General features: G+C 43.0%; 16 protein-coding genes. 5 read left to right on the plus strand and 11 right to left on the minus strand.

Annotated features, from left to right (window positions below; all coding sequences use genetic code 11):
• Positions 1-16 precede the first annotated feature (16 nt).
• Entirely contained in the window at positions 17-658 is a 642-nt protein-coding gene (locus tag RMY63_RS08100; protein ID WP_322728213.1) for a Uma2 family endonuclease, read from the minus strand.
• Between the two features lie 109 nt (positions 659-767).
• Here RMY63_RS08100 and RMY63_RS08105 point away from each other — a divergent pair, with 109 nt between their 5' ends.
• Positions 768-1,388, plus strand: coding sequence for a Uma2 family endonuclease (locus tag RMY63_RS08105; RefSeq protein WP_322728214.1), 621 nt, complete (start codon positions 768-770; stop codon positions 1,386-1,388).
• 60 nt (positions 1,389-1,448) lie between these two features.
• Here the strand turns inward: RMY63_RS08105 and RMY63_RS08110 are convergent, their stop codons facing one another.
• The 6 genes from RMY63_RS08110 to RMY63_RS08135 form a co-directional block, all read right to left on the minus strand.
• Positions 1,449-2,024, minus strand: coding sequence for a Uma2 family endonuclease (locus tag RMY63_RS08110; RefSeq protein WP_322728215.1), 576 nt, complete (start codon positions 2,022-2,024; stop codon positions 1,449-1,451).
• Positions 2,025-2,285: 261 nt separating this feature from the next.
• Positions 2,286-2,528, minus strand: coding sequence for a hypothetical protein (locus tag RMY63_RS08115; protein WP_322728216.1), 243 nt, complete (start codon positions 2,526-2,528; stop codon positions 2,286-2,288).
• A gap of 161 nt (positions 2,529-2,689) precedes the next feature.
• Positions 2,690-4,840 carry an AMIN domain-containing protein gene (locus RMY63_RS08120; protein WP_322728217.1) on the minus strand — a complete coding sequence of 717 codons (2,151 nt, stop codon included), beginning with the start codon at positions 4,838-4,840 and terminating at the stop codon, positions 2,690-2,692.
• Positions 4,841-5,091: 251 nt separating this feature from the next.
• Positions 5,092-5,859 (minus strand): pilus assembly protein PilO, encoded by a 768-nt coding sequence (locus RMY63_RS08125; RefSeq protein WP_322728218.1) that lies wholly within the window; start codon positions 5,857-5,859, stop codon positions 5,092-5,094.
• Complete coding sequence (locus RMY63_RS08130) at positions 5,856-6,632, minus strand: PilN domain-containing protein (protein ID WP_322728219.1); 777 nt, start codon at positions 6,630-6,632, stop codon at positions 5,856-5,858. Before RMY63_RS08130 ends, RMY63_RS08125 begins: the two co-directional genes overlap by 4 nt.
• A gap of 4 nt (positions 6,633-6,636) precedes the next feature.
• Positions 6,637-7,743 (minus strand): type IV pilus biogenesis protein PilM, encoded by a 1,107-nt coding sequence (locus RMY63_RS08135; protein ID WP_322728220.1) that lies wholly within the window; start codon positions 7,741-7,743, stop codon positions 6,637-6,639.
• Between the two features lie 152 nt (positions 7,744-7,895).
• Between RMY63_RS08135 and RMY63_RS08140 the strand changes: the two genes are divergently transcribed.
• Both RMY63_RS08140 and RMY63_RS08145 read left to right on the plus strand, forming a co-directional pair.
• Positions 7,896-9,200 (plus strand): sugar ABC transporter substrate-binding protein, encoded by a 1,305-nt coding sequence (locus tag RMY63_RS08140; RefSeq protein ID WP_322728221.1) that lies wholly within the window; start codon positions 7,896-7,898, stop codon positions 9,198-9,200.
• A 450-nt stretch (positions 9,201-9,650) separates the two neighbouring features.
• Positions 9,651-9,881, plus strand: coding sequence for an EF-hand domain-containing protein (locus RMY63_RS08145; RefSeq protein ID WP_322728222.1), 231 nt, complete (start codon positions 9,651-9,653; stop codon positions 9,879-9,881).
• Between the two features lie 167 nt (positions 9,882-10,048).
• Here the strand turns inward: RMY63_RS08145 and RMY63_RS08150 are convergent, their stop codons facing one another.
• The 4 genes from RMY63_RS08150 to RMY63_RS08165 form a co-directional block, all read right to left on the minus strand.
• Positions 10,049-10,171 (minus strand): hypothetical protein, encoded by a 123-nt coding sequence (locus RMY63_RS08150; RefSeq protein WP_322728223.1) that lies wholly within the window; start codon positions 10,169-10,171, stop codon positions 10,049-10,051.
• Positions 10,172-10,638: 467 nt separating this feature from the next.
• Positions 10,639-11,985 (minus strand): folylpolyglutamate synthase/dihydrofolate synthase family protein, encoded by a 1,347-nt coding sequence (locus RMY63_RS08155; RefSeq protein WP_322728224.1) that lies wholly within the window; start codon positions 11,983-11,985, stop codon positions 10,639-10,641.
• Positions 11,986-12,134: 149 nt separating this feature from the next.
• Positions 12,135-12,260, minus strand: coding sequence for a photosystem II protein Y (locus RMY63_RS08160; RefSeq protein ID WP_229547922.1), 126 nt, complete (start codon positions 12,258-12,260; stop codon positions 12,135-12,137).
• Between the two features lie 230 nt (positions 12,261-12,490).
• Entirely contained in the window at positions 12,491-13,018 is a 528-nt protein-coding gene (locus tag RMY63_RS08165; protein WP_322728225.1) for a gamma carbonic anhydrase family protein, read from the minus strand.
• A 239-nt stretch (positions 13,019-13,257) separates the two neighbouring features.
• On the opposite strand from RMY63_RS08165, the gene RMY63_RS08170 reads away from it, so the two are divergent.
• Positions 13,258-13,770: a TIGR02652 family protein gene (locus RMY63_RS08170; protein WP_292868208.1), complete on the plus strand. Its 513-nt coding sequence runs from the start codon at positions 13,258-13,260 to the stop codon at positions 13,768-13,770.
• A 304-nt stretch (positions 13,771-14,074) separates the two neighbouring features.
• Entirely contained in the window at positions 14,075-14,518 is a 444-nt protein-coding gene (locus tag RMY63_RS08175) for a VOC family protein (protein ID WP_322728226.1), read from the plus strand.
• The last annotated feature ends 107 nt before the right edge of the window (positions 14,519-14,625 follow it).

Here is a 14,625-nt window from a genome sequence, read left to right on the forward strand (position 1 = left end):
AAAATGCTGGAGTGAGTCAATCCCCAGCAGAAATTTTCTGTTGTACCCAAGCCCGAAAAGCACGGGTAGTGGCAATTTCCCCATTCTTCTTTGCTTCTTGGATAAATTGAGGAATCTCCTTCACTGACACAGGCGTAAAAGTAGGGCTGGTTTCGACTTCTGAGTATTGCCCACTTGCAAGTGTGTAAACTCGCAACACACTGCCGTTATAACGCCAAAACTCTGGGACTCCCATTGCAGCATAAAGCCTCAGCTTGTCTATTGCAGACCGGGAATATTCCACTTCCAGCACCAGGTCAGGGGGCGGGTCGGTGGCGAGGTCAATATTTTCTTTATCTCGAACTAATGCTTCATTTTGGATGTAGTAGCTACTATCTGGCTCGGCTCCCCGCTGCAAATCATCCCGCGTTAAAGTTAATGAACCAGCGCGTCTAATTTCCCAGTCCAACTCTTCGCACAGCACGCCAACAAAAACCTCTATTAAGCGATTTGAGTTCTCGTGCGGCATTTGTGGGGTCATAATTTCTATGGTTCCATTGTCATAGGCAAATCGGGAATTACGTTTTGAACCCATTTCAGCCAGCATGGTTTTAAATGTCTGCCAGCTGATGTTTTGGAGTAAAACCCTATTTTCTGCGGATGTTGTTATTGCCACCATAGTTAAGTTCTCCGCAACAAACTTTTTCGAGTACTGTACCCCTTAATATTACTGTTAAGGCTGAACGTAAGAAAGCTATGATCGAAACGACTACTAGGGGTGATAGATTATGACTCAAGCCATACCAAAACTAGTAACCTTTGAAGATTTTGCAGCGTGGCGACCCGAAGGTGGAAGATATGAATTACATGATGGAGTGATTGTTGAAATGGCACAACCAGTAGGAGACCATGAGGATATTGTTGGATTTTTGGTTGAAAAAATTGCTATTGAGTACGTTCGTAATGGTCTACCTTATATAATCCCCAAAACTGCGCTGGTAAAACCAATTAAGTCGGAATCTGGCTACTCCCCAGATGTGCTATTACTCAATCGCCCTAATTTGATAAATGAGCCGTTATGGAAAAAAGAATCAACTGTAAGCCTTGCAGCATCAATTCCCTTAGTAGTTGAGGTAGTTAGTACCAACTGGGATGATGACTACTACACAAAACAGGGTAAATATGAAGGTATTGGAATTCCTGAATACTGGGTTGTAGATTATCTCGGTCTAGGCGCTAAAAAGTTCACTGGCAACCCCAAACAGCCGACTATATCTATTTATCAATTAATCGATAGTGAATACCAAGTTACTCAATTTAGGGGCAACGCTAACATAGTCTCGCCTACTTTCCCGGAATTGAATTTAACTGCTGAACAGATTTTTCAAGCTGGAGGTCTACTAATGTAACCACAACTCCATTTGCTGTTTTCTAACTATGTGATAACTAAAATTTACATACCAAACCTTTTACCAAATTCGTTCTAGATTGAGTACAAAACCAGGTAAAATATTTTCCCCGGAAATAGTTTGAGGAAATTTTGAAATTTCCACATCTTGTCCTGGACGATAAATTTCTACTTCCTGTTTTTTTCGGTTGATTAACCAACCTAGACGACAACCATTTTCGATATACTCTTGCATCTTATTCTGAGTTCTTTTTAAGCTATCATTAGGCGAAAGTATCTCGATCACAAAGTCAGGACAGAGGGGAATAAATTTTTCTTTTTGTTCTTTAGTCAAAGCATCCCAACGAGATTTTTCTACCCAAGAAACATCTGGAGAACGATCAGCCCCTGAAGGTAAAGTAAATCCAGTTGATGAATCAAAAACTTCGCCCAATTGATATTGGTCGTTCCAAAACCATATTTGAGCGTTAATAGTAGAATTACTTTTTCCTGTTTCTCCTCCCGTAGGTGGCATGATAATCAACTCTCCTTGGGCATTGCGTTCTAATTTTAAATCGGGGTTTTCTTCACACAATTGAGAAAACTGCTCTCTTGTCAATTTAATTACAGAATTGAGGTTTAATGTAAGTGCTGTCATAAGAGTATTTCCCTTTTTATTAGATGAGTAGGCTACAAATCTATATCCATATATTTCAAGGGCTTTCTCGGCAATTATACCAACACCATCTCTTGCGCTGAGTAACACCCCAGAATTAATATAACGCGATGTGCAACTTATTCTTAAAACCCCTCTCCAAAACGGAGAGAGGCTTTGATTCTTGCTCCCCTTCCCTGGTAGAGAAGGGGTTGGGGGTTAGGTTTGAGAGTCAAGTTGCACATGGCGTAATATAAGTTATTTTCATTCTTCTCTACCCTGTAGCCCACCTCTGCGACTGGCGAGTTCTTTTTCGATTTCATCTTCATCTAATAAATGTTTACCAGAAGCAACAATCCCAGTGCGAATTTGCTGCAAACGTTCGCCCAATGGGATTTTATTTGCAGAGTTTTTCAAACCAAGAAATTCAACAAAATCTAAAACTTCCTTTTGTTTGTCTTGTGGAAGAGAACGCCACTTTGTTAATAACTCTTGTTCTGAACTCATTAGTATTTACCCACTACTGTTACTTCTATTGTGATTGGGTATTTTTATTGTAGAATGACGTTTAAATTGAATCCTATTCGTGAACAAGAATATCCCCGACTTCTTAAACAAGTCGGGGATCTGAGCATTTGCCAGGTTAACTCACCTACTGATTATCTTTATTACCTGCCAGGAACCTTCAACCCCCGACGCTCAAGGATTTGCCGCACTTCTGGGCTGGGAGTATAGTTATAGCCGTAGGAAGAATTTTCAGAGTCATCCATAATCTGAGGAGTGAGCAACACAATTACCTCTTGACGTTGGTTCTGTCGGTTTGTACTTCTAAATAGCGAACCAATCAGTGGAAGATCGCCTAAGATAGGAATTTTGGAGACAGCCGTCCGGTCTTGGTCTTGAATTATACCACTCAGAATTAGTGTTTGACCATCTCGTAAGCGAATTAAGCCAGAAGTAAGAGAGCGCTCAGACACTAAAACAATTTGTCCATTTCCTATATCTTGTGAGGCGGAAGGAGCGCTGACAGTAGGAGCAACCGATAAAGAAACGAACCCATTATCGTCAATCCGCTCAATTTTTAAACTCAAGGTTAAGCCAACTTTTTGTTTCTCAATTGTTCTTTCTGTCCTAGAACCACCAGAAGTATCCGTTGTTTGGAGGGTTATATTTCCCACTACTTCTTGAGTCAGATTGACCAGAGCCTGTTGACCTTCTTGCACAATTAAGGTTGGGTCGGTCAAAATTTTGGCATTGCCACTTGTAATCTGAGCTTGCAAACTAGCGAGAAGACTTTTGGTAAGCCGTATCGGTGCTGCAATAGTGCTAACGACATCATTGACGATTGGTGTACTAGTCAAGCTAGTTCTCGCTTCAGCACTAGTAGCTGGTCTGGCACCGCCAAAATTCAGAGATGCGACACCACCATCATTGCTAAAGTAGTTGTTACCAACCCCAAAAGAAAAGCTAGTGTTGTAGTCTTGAATGTTCGAGAGGTTGACATCAATAATCTTGACGTTAACTACCACTTGACGACGGCGGATATCAAGCTGAGTTAGTTGAGCCATTGCAATCTCAATCAGTCTAGGAGCGCCAATTAAGGTCAGGGAATTGGTGCGCTCATCTCCTAATGCCTGTAAACCTCTCAGTAATGGGCTAGAGTCTGTAAAATTAGCGCGTTGGGTTTCCAGTCTGGTTTCCGTGGTCGTCTGAGTTTGGGTGATGGGAGCAGCCGTATTACCCACGGCTACGGCGCTAACACTGGTAACTTGTCGTTCGCGGCTGACGGCACTTTCTGCTCCTAAGCCAACCAAAAAATTCAGAGCGGTTCCCACTGTTACCTGATTGAGTCGTATACTACGTACAACCATATCACGCGTAGCATTAGGTAATTTAGCCCCGACAAAAACTGTACGACCACTGCGATTAGCTTCTAAACCACTCAGGCGCAAAACGTAGTTAAACACATCTTGCACTGGCTCATTTTCTATATCTAAAGAAATAGTTTGAGAAACTGCTGGTGCATTAGCACTGGCACCTTGCTCACCTCCTACGTAAGCCAGGTTCAAATTAGCAGCACGAGCAAGCAATGACAAAACCTCACGCACCGGCGCATCTCGCAGTACTAGACGAGGTACACGTTCCTGAGTTGCTAAGTCAACGGTGCTAGGAGAAGCATCAGTAGCCGAAATAGCAATATCTCCCACTGGTGGGGCGACGGCTCGAGGTAAGAAAGGTGGAGCCTGACTCAGAGGTTGACCTGGCCCAGCGGCTTGTGCAAGTTGTCCGTCAATAGTGACTTGCGGGTTAGGAACGAGAACACCTGGCTTTTGACCCGGTTGGGCTGGAGTAGTAACAGGTGGTGCTGTGGATATTGGGGCTGTTGGGGTTGGTGCTGATGCTGTAGTGCCTGTTGAAGGGCTAAAGCTGAGTGTAATTCCATTTGGCGATCGCACCACCGGTTGACTGCCAGGTGCATTGTTGCTGCCAGTTACCGTTACCCGAATACTATTAGCATCAAGCTGATTAACCTCAACAGAGGCAATTCCTGGTGCTGGGTTATCTTGACGAAAACTATTACCTTGTGGTAATCGTAATTGAGTGTTGATAACATCTGCGACTAAAGCCTTGCCCCTTTTTGTAGTGAAAACTTGGGGGCGTGACCCAGAAGAAGTTTTCAAAACAACACTAACTCCACCATTAGCTGGATTTAATTGGACACTAGTAACTTGGCTCATTTGTGCCCAAACTGGTTGAGCTGCCAAAAATACAAAAGCGGCAGTACCTAAAATAAAACTATTACCGTGAAGCTGTTTCACAGTTCATTCCTCACCTGATAAAACCTTGTTTACAAACAATTTTGAGAAGTTGGGGGTTAAGAGTGAATAGTTAGGAGTTAATAGTTAGGAGTTAGGAGTGAATAGTTAGGAGTGAATAGTTAGGAGTGATAACTCATAACTCATAATTCACAACTCATAATTCACAACTCATAATTCACAACTCATAATTCATAACTCATAATTCATAACTCATAATTCATAACTCATAACTCCTAACTCACAACTTCTAACTACTTTTTCGGGGCAATTTTAGCTGCTGCGGCGGCTATTTCTTCTGGACTAAGTGGCATCAATACCTGTAACTGGAATGATGTATTAATCGCTGCTGGGCCTACCTGCATCGGCGTTTTATCTGATGGAGATCTTGTTTCTGCTGGAGCCAAAGTTGCTTGATAATCTTTAACTATTAACAAAGGCTGTAACCGCTCAATGTTACGAATTATCGATTGTGTTTGTTCATAAGTTGCTGTAATCTCAGCACTGATAGTACTGCGTTGCAGCTTGCCGTCAACCAGTAGTCCTAGACTTCCATCGGTAATCGGTTCTGGTTTTTGGGAAATCGGCACATATTTCTTCAGTTTGGCTCTGACTGCGTTAATAGAAGTTGCAGTATTGCCAGACTCAATTAAGCGGTTCAAATCCAATAGCAATGTATCTAAGGTTTTTTCGTTAGCAAATAAACTTAAAACCTGAACTTTTTGCTGCTTTGCCTGTGCTAGTTCATCTTTAACTTTGTCAATCTGTTTGATATTGGCTTTTTTTTGCTCAATTTGCCCTTGCAGTTCAGAGCTTTTGGCTTGTTGCTGCTGATAGCTTTCCCAAGCTGGCATCAGCAGGTTTAAGAATATATAACCTGCTCCCGCTAAACCAGCTACCCCCACCAAGATCCCAATAATTTTTGGTGTGAAGGCAATACCAAATACCACAGGTGAGGCTGGCGTTGCCTGGTCGAATTCCCCACTTTGTTCGGAAAAATTTAAATCATCACTCAGCGTCATTTTGAAATGACTCCTGTTTGTTGCATATTACGAATTCGAGTCACTAACCCCACTGTGCCTTTTTTTTCCAACTCTCGAATTAATTCCGACGCTGGAACGTTGTTCATGCTCGATTGAATAGTGTATTTAACTACTTGGGGTGGCTTAATTATTACATCGCTAGGAGATTGACCCCCACCTGATGTTAAGGGAGCCTCTACTAAAGTTGCTGTCAGAATTCTGGTTTCTGTGGACTTCAAAAACTGAGACTGTTGTAAACTCAATAAGAAATCATTGACATCATTAAAGGAACGAGCCAATCCATTAATTTCTAATCCCCCTGCGGGATTATTTGGTGGCTGACCTGCCGCTACCGCAACGGGTGGAATTTGCTTGATGTTCTCGATTTGCACTGCCGTTGGGATGCGATCGCGCAAATCTTGCAGCATTGCTGACCAAGGTCGAATTTGGTCAAATACTGTTACTAAAGCTTGGGTTTCCCCTTTAACTGCCTTCGTCTCGTCCTTGATTTTATTAATATTTCCTATTTCTGTATCTAACCTCTTGCTTTCTTGATCTAGTTGTGCTATCTGACCATCTAATTCAACAATCTTTCCTTGCAACAACCACCAACCAATTCCCAATAAAGCTGGAATACCTATACCTACTGCAACTCCCACATACAATAGTGTCAAATCTCCCGTAGGAAACTTTAGGGATATTCCCTTGTTTCTCTCAGGCTTTTTTTGGTATTGTGGGCGGTCTTTAAGAAAGTTAACATCTAGGCTGTACATTGTGTTACACCTCCCGCATTCCTAGACCAAGTACAATCGCCAAGCCAGAGCGTTGTACCTGTGGATATTTATCAGTGTCCACTTCCAGAGATAAAGACCCGATTGGATCTATTTGGGTAGTTGGCAAGCTCAATCGTTGGGTAAAGAATTCATCTAGCTGTTGAAGTCCACCTCCTGGCCCAGCTAATAAAATCTGCGCTACCTCCAAATTTTCACTTTGATTCAGGTAAAAATCGATGGAACGGCGCAGTTCATCCGTTAGTTCTCCCAAAACTCTTAATATGGCAGCCATACCAGGATTGAGTTCGGTAACACCAGTTTTGCCGCCGTCTAGGGAAGTTGCAGGAATAACCATTCCGTGTAACAGTTCCATATCTCGTGATGTAGGTAAGCTCATTGCCCTTGCTAAGGCAGTTTGCATTTGATAAGTCCCGATGGGGACTGTGCGCGAAAATTGCGGCACTCCGTTAACGATGATGGCGATTTCTGTACTGTCGAACTCGATATCAACTAATACTGCTGCTTCTTGCGGCCCAAATTGTCGCAGTTGTTCGCGAATAGTCCGAATTAGAGCAAAACTGTTAATTTCTAAAACATCAATTTGTAATCCTGCCTGCTCGAAGGTACTTATATAGGTATCCGTTATCTCCTTGCGGGTGGCAACTAGGAGTACGTGTACTTTTTCAATGCCATCTTCATCTACAAAGTACCCAAGTTTCTGATAATCTACATCAGCCTCTTCACGAGGATAGGGTAAATACAAACCTGCTTCATGGTTCAGCACCATTTCTCGCAGTTCTTTATCATCTAACTCTGCTGGCACTGGTATAATCCGAACGATGGAATCTCGTCCTGGGACACCAGTAGCAACGTGAGAAGTTTTGATTTTGCTCTCAGCTAGGGCCTGCTGGATTAATTGCGCCATTGCTGGAGGGTCGTTGATTTGACCATCGGTAACTATCCCTTCTGGAACTGCTACCGATGTATAGATTTCTAATTTCAAGCCTTGACCCTGCTTGCGTAGCTGAACTACATTCACCCGTTCGGGAGCGAGTTCAATGCCTACCCCTTTTTTCGATTTGCCAAACAGACTATTGAAGCTTTTTACCACAGTTGTGCCCGCTGGACTGCTAAATTGAAAATTTAAATTAGTTGCAGTAAAGGCGTTATGTATAACGTCTTTACGGATAATTTATTTAACCTATAATCTCAACAATTCTGTCTAAGCTTTTCACACCGATCAAGCGTAAAAATACTGGGAAAATGATTCAATTGCGAAAATTTAAACAACTTGTTGCTTTGGTACTGCTTGGCTTAATAACCAGTTGGGTTGTAAGTTGCAGCACAGGTAATGTTAATACAAGTACAAAACAAGCTACTTCAGGAGTGGGAACTGTTGAGTTTTGGACAATGCAACTCCAACCTCAATTTACCGACTACTTCAAAAGCCTAATTGCGAATTTTGAATCGCAAAATCCAGGTATAAAGATTAACTGGGTTGATGTACCTTGGGCGGCAATGGAGAACAAAATATTAACAGCTGTTTCCGCAAAAACGCCGCCTGATGTAGTGAACTTGAATCCGGGTTTTGCTTCCCAACTTGCCGGACGAAATGCCTGGTTAGATTTAGATGCGAAAGTCCCAAATGATGTACGTTCCTCCTATCTGCCGAATATCTGGAAAGCAAGCACGCTGAATGGTAAGAGTTTTGGGATTCCCTGGTATCTCACCACACGGCTAACCATTTATAACACTGATTTATTAAAACAGGCAGGTATCAATAAAGTCCCTGCAACCTACGCAGAATTGGCACAAGCTGCGCAACAAATTAAAGACAAGACGGGGAAATATGCCTTTTTTGCAACTTTCGTACCGCAAGATTCTGGTGAAGTGTTGGAATCTTTCGTGCAAATGGGAGTGACTCTCATAGATGCTGAGGGTAAAGCGGCGTTTAATTCAGCACAAGGAAAAGCTGCGTTTCAGTATTGGGTAGACTTGTATAAAAAAGGGTTGCTTCCTAAAGAGGCTTTGACCCAAGGACATCGCCATGCGATCGATTTATACCAATCTGGAGAGACTGCGTTTCTCTCTTCTGGGCCAGAGTTCCTGAAAACGATCGCTAATAATGCCCCAAAAATTGCTCAAGCTTCGGAAATAGCACCTCAACTCACCGGTGACACAGGTAAGAAAAATGTTGCGGTAATGAATATAGTTATTCCCCGCGATAGCAAACAACCAGATGGCGCTGTGAAATTTGGTTTATTTGTCACCAATGACGAAAATCAGTTAGCCTTTGCTAAAGCTGCAAATGTCTTACCTTCTACAGTCAAAGCATTGTCTGATAGTTACTTTAATGATGTTCCAGCTAATGCTTCAACAATAGAAAAAGCGCGAGTGATGAGTGCTCAAGAACTGCCAAAGGCAGAAATATTAACCCCTACCTTGAAGGATTCCAACAAACTGCAAAAGGCAGTTTACGAAAACTTGCAAGCAGCAATGTTAGGCCAGAAGACGGTAGATAAAGCTGTAGAAGATGCGGCGCAAGAGTGGGACAGTACTAGGAGTTAGGAGACAAACGAAAAATAGCTAAATATAGGAATTACAGCGTGGGAAATGGATGTAGGACTTATCCCGCATTTCTCACAAAACGGTAGGGGCAGGTTCACGAGATGTTCGTGAATGATTGAAGCATATTTGTGAACCCGCCCCTACAGCCTTTGGACTTGGGTTTCATAAAGAGGAGTGAGAAATCCGGGTTATCACCTGCTTCATCAGGGTGAATACACCGCACAACGCCCTCAAATACATGAAAAGCACAGTCATTACAGATAGACAGATAGTTTGATAAGCCCCCTCCCATCCTCCTCCCCTTCCGCACTCCAGATGATCGCACCCCTTGAGCAAAGTACAAGGTGCGATCGCGTAGGAATAAGTGATTAAGTTTTTTTTAACTGTTCTTGCATCTTTGTCAAGATTTTGAGATATTAAATTCAAAAAATTAATTCAGATAGAAAAATTATGGCAACCGAGCAAGAACTTCAATCTCTTTTTGATACCTTAGATACCGATCAAGATGGCAAAGTCTCCATTAATGAGCTTTTTTTTAGCCCAGGCTTAAGTGCAATCATCTCCGCAGAAACAGGTATCAGTAGCCCCCAGGCATTGCTATCTATGTATGGTGATCAAGACGGTAGTATCACCTTTGAAGGGTTGAAACAAGTAGTTAAGGAAGCAGGAAATTTAAACTAACGTACTGTGGCGCGGCTGATTAAAATTGCACGATCTCTGTGTTCGCGTAGCGTCTCGTAGAGAGGGTTGGCGGCTTGCTAGAGAGACTTAACGGGAAAAGTCAGGTTGGGGTTGGGGTATTAGAGACTTTTGCAAGAGGTCTATAGAAAAAGGGTGTCTTGGACAAACTACGCTTGCACCACAAAATCTAATGCCCTAAGAGTTGGCGCACCAGTTAGAGTCGCAAATAGACCACCGCTACCAAAACCAGCTGCGCTGCCATTTTGGTTGTAGAACAACTGCCCACTCACAGGATCGTAGACAATTGTTGCCGTGCTAGTCCCTGCTGAAGAAGTGATTTCAAAATCACTGCTGTTACTAAAACTTGCTCCCGCAGTTGAAGCGATGCCTACGGCAACCCGTTCGCGTAGCGTCTCCGACAGGAGAAGCGGGAACGCACTAAAAGTAGTTTTATCTAGGATAATTTGATCACCTTGAGAACTGTTGAAGTCAGCGATCGCATCTACACCACTCAGGGCAAAAGCAGCATCAGTGTTGTAAAGGAATTTGCCAGCACCCGTACCACCTATGAGTACGTCATTGCCAGCACCGCCAACGGTATCAGTATCTCAACTTTGAACATTTGCACCAAATGTTATTACATATATAAGAAAGGCTTAAGTATTTGCAGGAAAGGTATAATTATTTGCTGGAAAGACTTTAACCTTTGTAACAAATACTCTTACATGTATAAGAAAGGCTTAAGCTATTGCAACAATCATTGTAGTGAACTTATAGATATAGTTGTTGCTAAAAAATCGCCTACTAAATAAAGTGAACCACACACAATTATGAAATCGTCTGTGGTAACGGTTGAGGTTGCGGCTTCTAGTGCTGTGAATAAATCTGGATGGATTTGACGATCGCTTAATTCTGGACAGAGGCTGTAAGCTAGATTTGATAAGTAGTCTAAGTCAGCAGAAGTTCTACCCAGCCAAGGTTCTACTGGTATTGGCACTAAATAAAGGCGATCGCCTGGTCGCAGTAAAGCGGTAAAAATATCAGTATGATCCTTATCGGCAAACATTCCCATAACCCAATTTACAGGCTTGGGGTTAACTGCGTCTAAGCTATCAACATATTGTCGGAGAACTTGGGCAGCGGCGGTATTATGAGCGCCATCAAGTAATAATTTATGGTTTTTCCAAGTAGTCCATTGCATCCGCCCCGGCCATTTAGTTTTGGCCATACCCTTAGTTATGGCTTCTTCTGAAATCTGCCAACCCTGTTGCTGGAGAATTTCTAAAGCTGCTATTGCCAAAGCTGAATTAGTTAACTGAATCTGTCCCGCTAACGGCAACGGATATTTGATAGAGTGATGGGCTGATTCTTTAATTTTTCCCTCTGCCCCTCTGCCCCTCTGCCCCTGTGCTTTACACATATACTCTGCCCATCCTGTAGCGATTTCACGGGCGGGTTGAGGTGTAAAAATTGGACATTGTAATTCTAAGGCACGCGATCGCACCACTTTGTCTGCCTCTGGTGGTAATGGCCCAACCACAACAGGACATCCAGGTTTGAGAATACCTGCTTTTTCTCTAGCAATATCAGCGACGGTAGGGCCAAGTTGCTGCCAATGTTCCCGGCTAATGGAAGTAATAAGCGTAACCAAAGGTTCCAAGCAGACATTGGTAGCATCTAAGCGCCCTCCTAGTCCAACTTCTACCACAGCCACATCAACTTGTTGCTGGGCAAAATATAACCAAGCAGCCGCCGTAATTACTTCAAATTGAGTTGCCGATTCGTCCTGATGACGAATAACCGCTTGGACTTTTTCTAATAATTGACTCAATTCCTCTGAGGAAATTGGCTGTTCATTCAGACAAATACGTTCCGTCCAATCAACTAAATGGGGGGAAGTGTAACGTCCTGTACGATAACCAGCCTCAGTGAGTACCGAGGAAAGATAGGCACAGACTGAACCTTTGCCATTAGTGCCAGCAACATGAATTACCGAGACTTGGTGATGAGGATTGCCGAGATTTGCCAATAGATTGACAATGCGATCGAGTCCCAGATGGACACCAAAGCGTTGCAATGGTTGTATTACAGAATCTATATCCAAGGAATGGGAGTAGGGAGTGGGGAAGGTGGGGCCCCCTCTGGGGATAAGGGGTAATGGGGAGTGGGGGAATGAGGGAGGTAAGGGAGATGAGGGAGAAATAACCAATGTTCAGTCCCCAATGCCCCATACCCAATCCCCGATTAATGAATTTAGGCTTCCCGATCCAAAAAGCCTTGAATTTGTCTTAAAGCCGCAGCACCAATATTAAACACTGCCCAGCCAGCAGCAATGGCAACTGGTGCTAAAACGATCGCTATACGGAAATCGATATCCATATCTAGAACCCCTCTCTTAATTAGAAATTAAAGTTTTGTCAACTGCTCTCATTTTTATTTTTAGCTGAAGTGGGCAACTTTTCCAACTAGATATGTAAAGAATGTTTAAATTATGGGGTATTTGTCATTTGTCATTTGTCATTTGTTATTAATTCTTCTCCCTCATCTACCCTGCTCTCCTGCTCCCCATTACCCCTTATCCCCAGAGGGGGCCCCAGCTTCCCCACTCCCTAAGCCTTGCTAAAACCAATATCAGTACCTTTACCAGCATGAACTAAAGCTAACTTTTGGTAACGTTTAGCGTGTTCAATCAGTTCTGCGGCTTCAACGTCTGTGACTTGGCGTAATACTTTACCAGGAATACCGACAACTAGGGACAAAGGCGGTACATTTTTAGTTACGACTGCGCCAGCACCGATAATGCTACCAGCGCCCACTCGTACCCCATCTAAAATCACTGCGCCAATCCCAATCAAACTTCCACGCTCAATGTAAGCAGAATGTATCACAGCGCGATGCCCTACGGTAACATGATCTTCTAAAATTGTTGGAAAACCAGCATCACAATGTAGAATTGCACCATCTTGAATATTGGTGTATTCGCCAATTTCAATCCGTTCTACATCTCCTCTCACCACTGCTCCATACCAAATGCTCACTCCTGTTGCTATATTTACCGAACCGATAACAACAGCATTGCCCGCAATGAAGGCAGCTTGAGAAAAATCAGGAGATGTCCAGTAAGAAGCGGTAGACACGATAGAATATGAATATGGTACACAGGAACACTGGAGAAACTCCAACCTTTGAGGCTGGTTGCACAACCAAGATATCACAGCGTCAAGCCTCTACGCTGAGGAAAACACTAGTGAACATTGTTCCTGCCGCAACTCTGTGTTTTTGCAGCAGTGAGCAAGTAACCCAAAGTGGTTGAGCCGAAGTGTATAATCCAACCCACTAGTGCTAGTGAAGACAAAACTATGTTTGTACGCACTTCATGATGAATCCAGGTTTGCAGTACCCGATGTTTGGGCCGGAAATACAGTGTCCCCATTGTCGCCAGACTATTCCGGCGCTGACACTAACAGATACCTATTTGTGTCCTCGTCATGGCGCGTTTGAAGCTAATCCTAAAAATGGAGAATTAATCCATTTGCAATCGGGGCGTCATTGGCGGAGGTGGAATAATGAATGGTATAGACAACATACTCATCCTGATGGTATTCGCTTTGAAATTCACGAAGCATTAGATAAGCTCTATACCCAAGGCTTTCGAGCAACACGAGTGATTATTGCTCGACGCTATCAAGAATTGATGAGCGGCTATTTAGAACGCAGCACGCCTTGGCGTTCTGGACAACCAGAAGCTACTGCTGCGCGATTGTACGGCTTACCCGTGGAGTTTAGCCCCGATACCTCAGATGATGCCTGTTGGGAAGTGATTAATTTTGACTTGGAAAAAGAGCCTGGTGTCCCTGTACGCTACCCTTATTTCAGGTTGTTTGAGTAATGGTCATTTGTCATTGGTCATTGGTCATTTGTCATTTGTCATTTCTTATTGGTCATTGGTCATTGGTCGTTAGTGAATAAGGAATTACCAAGAAAAAATTATCCAATCTTGTGGGGTGGACATCTTGTCCGCCCTTGGTTATGGGTAGGCGAGACGCTCTGAAGTTTTGATACCTACGGGCGGGCTGCACTCATGGCAAAAACCACTGCTCATACTTCTCTCATTTCCAAAAGAAGAATTGGATTTAGTTAAAAGTACCTAAACAAAGGACAAAGGACAAGTGACAAAGAACAAGTAACTAATTATGCACCACGCTTCTATTCGGACTGCGAATATTCATCGAGCGATCGCTTTCTACGAACTTTTAGGGTTTACAATTTCAGAACGCTTTACTACCGGCTACACCCTAGCTTGCTGGATGGAAGGATTGGGCGGCAGAATTGAACTGATCCAAATTCCTGAACCAAAACCAGCCCCAGATGCGTTTGCTGACGAACATTATGTGGGATACTATCATCTCTCGTTCGATTTAACTGAGATTACACCAGATTTACCTAGCTGGTTGACAAGTTTACAAGAACGTGCGTCCCTAGCGGCTGAGAGTCAAACCGAAGGATTAGAACCGTTGAAGGTGCTTTTAGAACCAACACAACAGCAAATAGGCGATCGCATTTATGAAGTAGCTTTCATCGCTGATACTGATGGCTTACCTCTGGAATTCATTCGGATTTTAGCAAAACTCGCATAATTTAGCTTTTTTATGACTTTTGTTGCTAATATGTTGTTTTTCTATATTGTTACTGAAGTCACAGATTTTTTTGCCAGATTAAAGTGTAGTCACTCACAAAAATAGTT

Source organism: Nostoc sp. ChiQUE01b (assembly GCF_034531255.1).
Taxonomy (GTDB): domain Bacteria; phylum Cyanobacteriota; class Cyanobacteriia; order Cyanobacteriales; family Nostocaceae; genus Nostoc.

Bases quoted from the DNA above. Each gene is read 5' to 3' on its own strand.
- RMY63_RS08115 (WP_322728216.1), bottom strand. From the start codon at position 2,528: ATGAGTTCAGAACAAGAGTTATTAACAAAGTGGCGTTCTCTTCCACAA.
- RMY63_RS08100 (WP_322728213.1), bottom strand. From the start codon at position 658: ATGGTGGCAATAACAACATCCGCAGAAAATAGGGTTTTACTCCAAAAC.
- RMY63_RS08110 (WP_322728215.1), bottom strand. From the start codon at position 2,024: ATGACAGCACTTACATTAAACCTCAATTCTGTAATTAAATTGACAAGA.
- RMY63_RS08170 (WP_292868208.1), top strand. From the start codon at position 13,258: ATGATGAATCCAGGTTTGCAGTACCCGATGTTTGGGCCGGAAATACAG.
- RMY63_RS08140 (WP_322728221.1), top strand. From the start codon at position 7,896: ATGATTCAATTGCGAAAATTTAAACAACTTGTTGCTTTGGTACTGCTT.
- RMY63_RS08105 (WP_322728214.1), top strand. From the start codon at position 768: ATGACTCAAGCCATACCAAAACTAGTAACCTTTGAAGATTTTGCAGCG.
- RMY63_RS08145 (WP_322728222.1), top strand. From the start codon at position 9,651: ATGGCAACCGAGCAAGAACTTCAATCTCTTTTTGATACCTTAGATACC.
- RMY63_RS08160 (WP_229547922.1), bottom strand. From the start codon at position 12,260: ATGGATATCGATTTCCGTATAGCGATCGTTTTAGCACCAGTTGCCATT.
- RMY63_RS08125 (WP_322728218.1), bottom strand. From the start codon at position 5,859: ATGACGCTGAGTGATGATTTAAATTTTTCCGAACAAAGTGGGGAATTC.
- RMY63_RS08175 (WP_322728226.1), top strand. From the start codon at position 14,075: ATGCACCACGCTTCTATTCGGACTGCGAATATTCATCGAGCGATCGCT.
- RMY63_RS08130 (WP_322728219.1), bottom strand. From the start codon at position 6,632: ATGTACAGCCTAGATGTTAACTTTCTTAAAGACCGCCCACAATACCAA.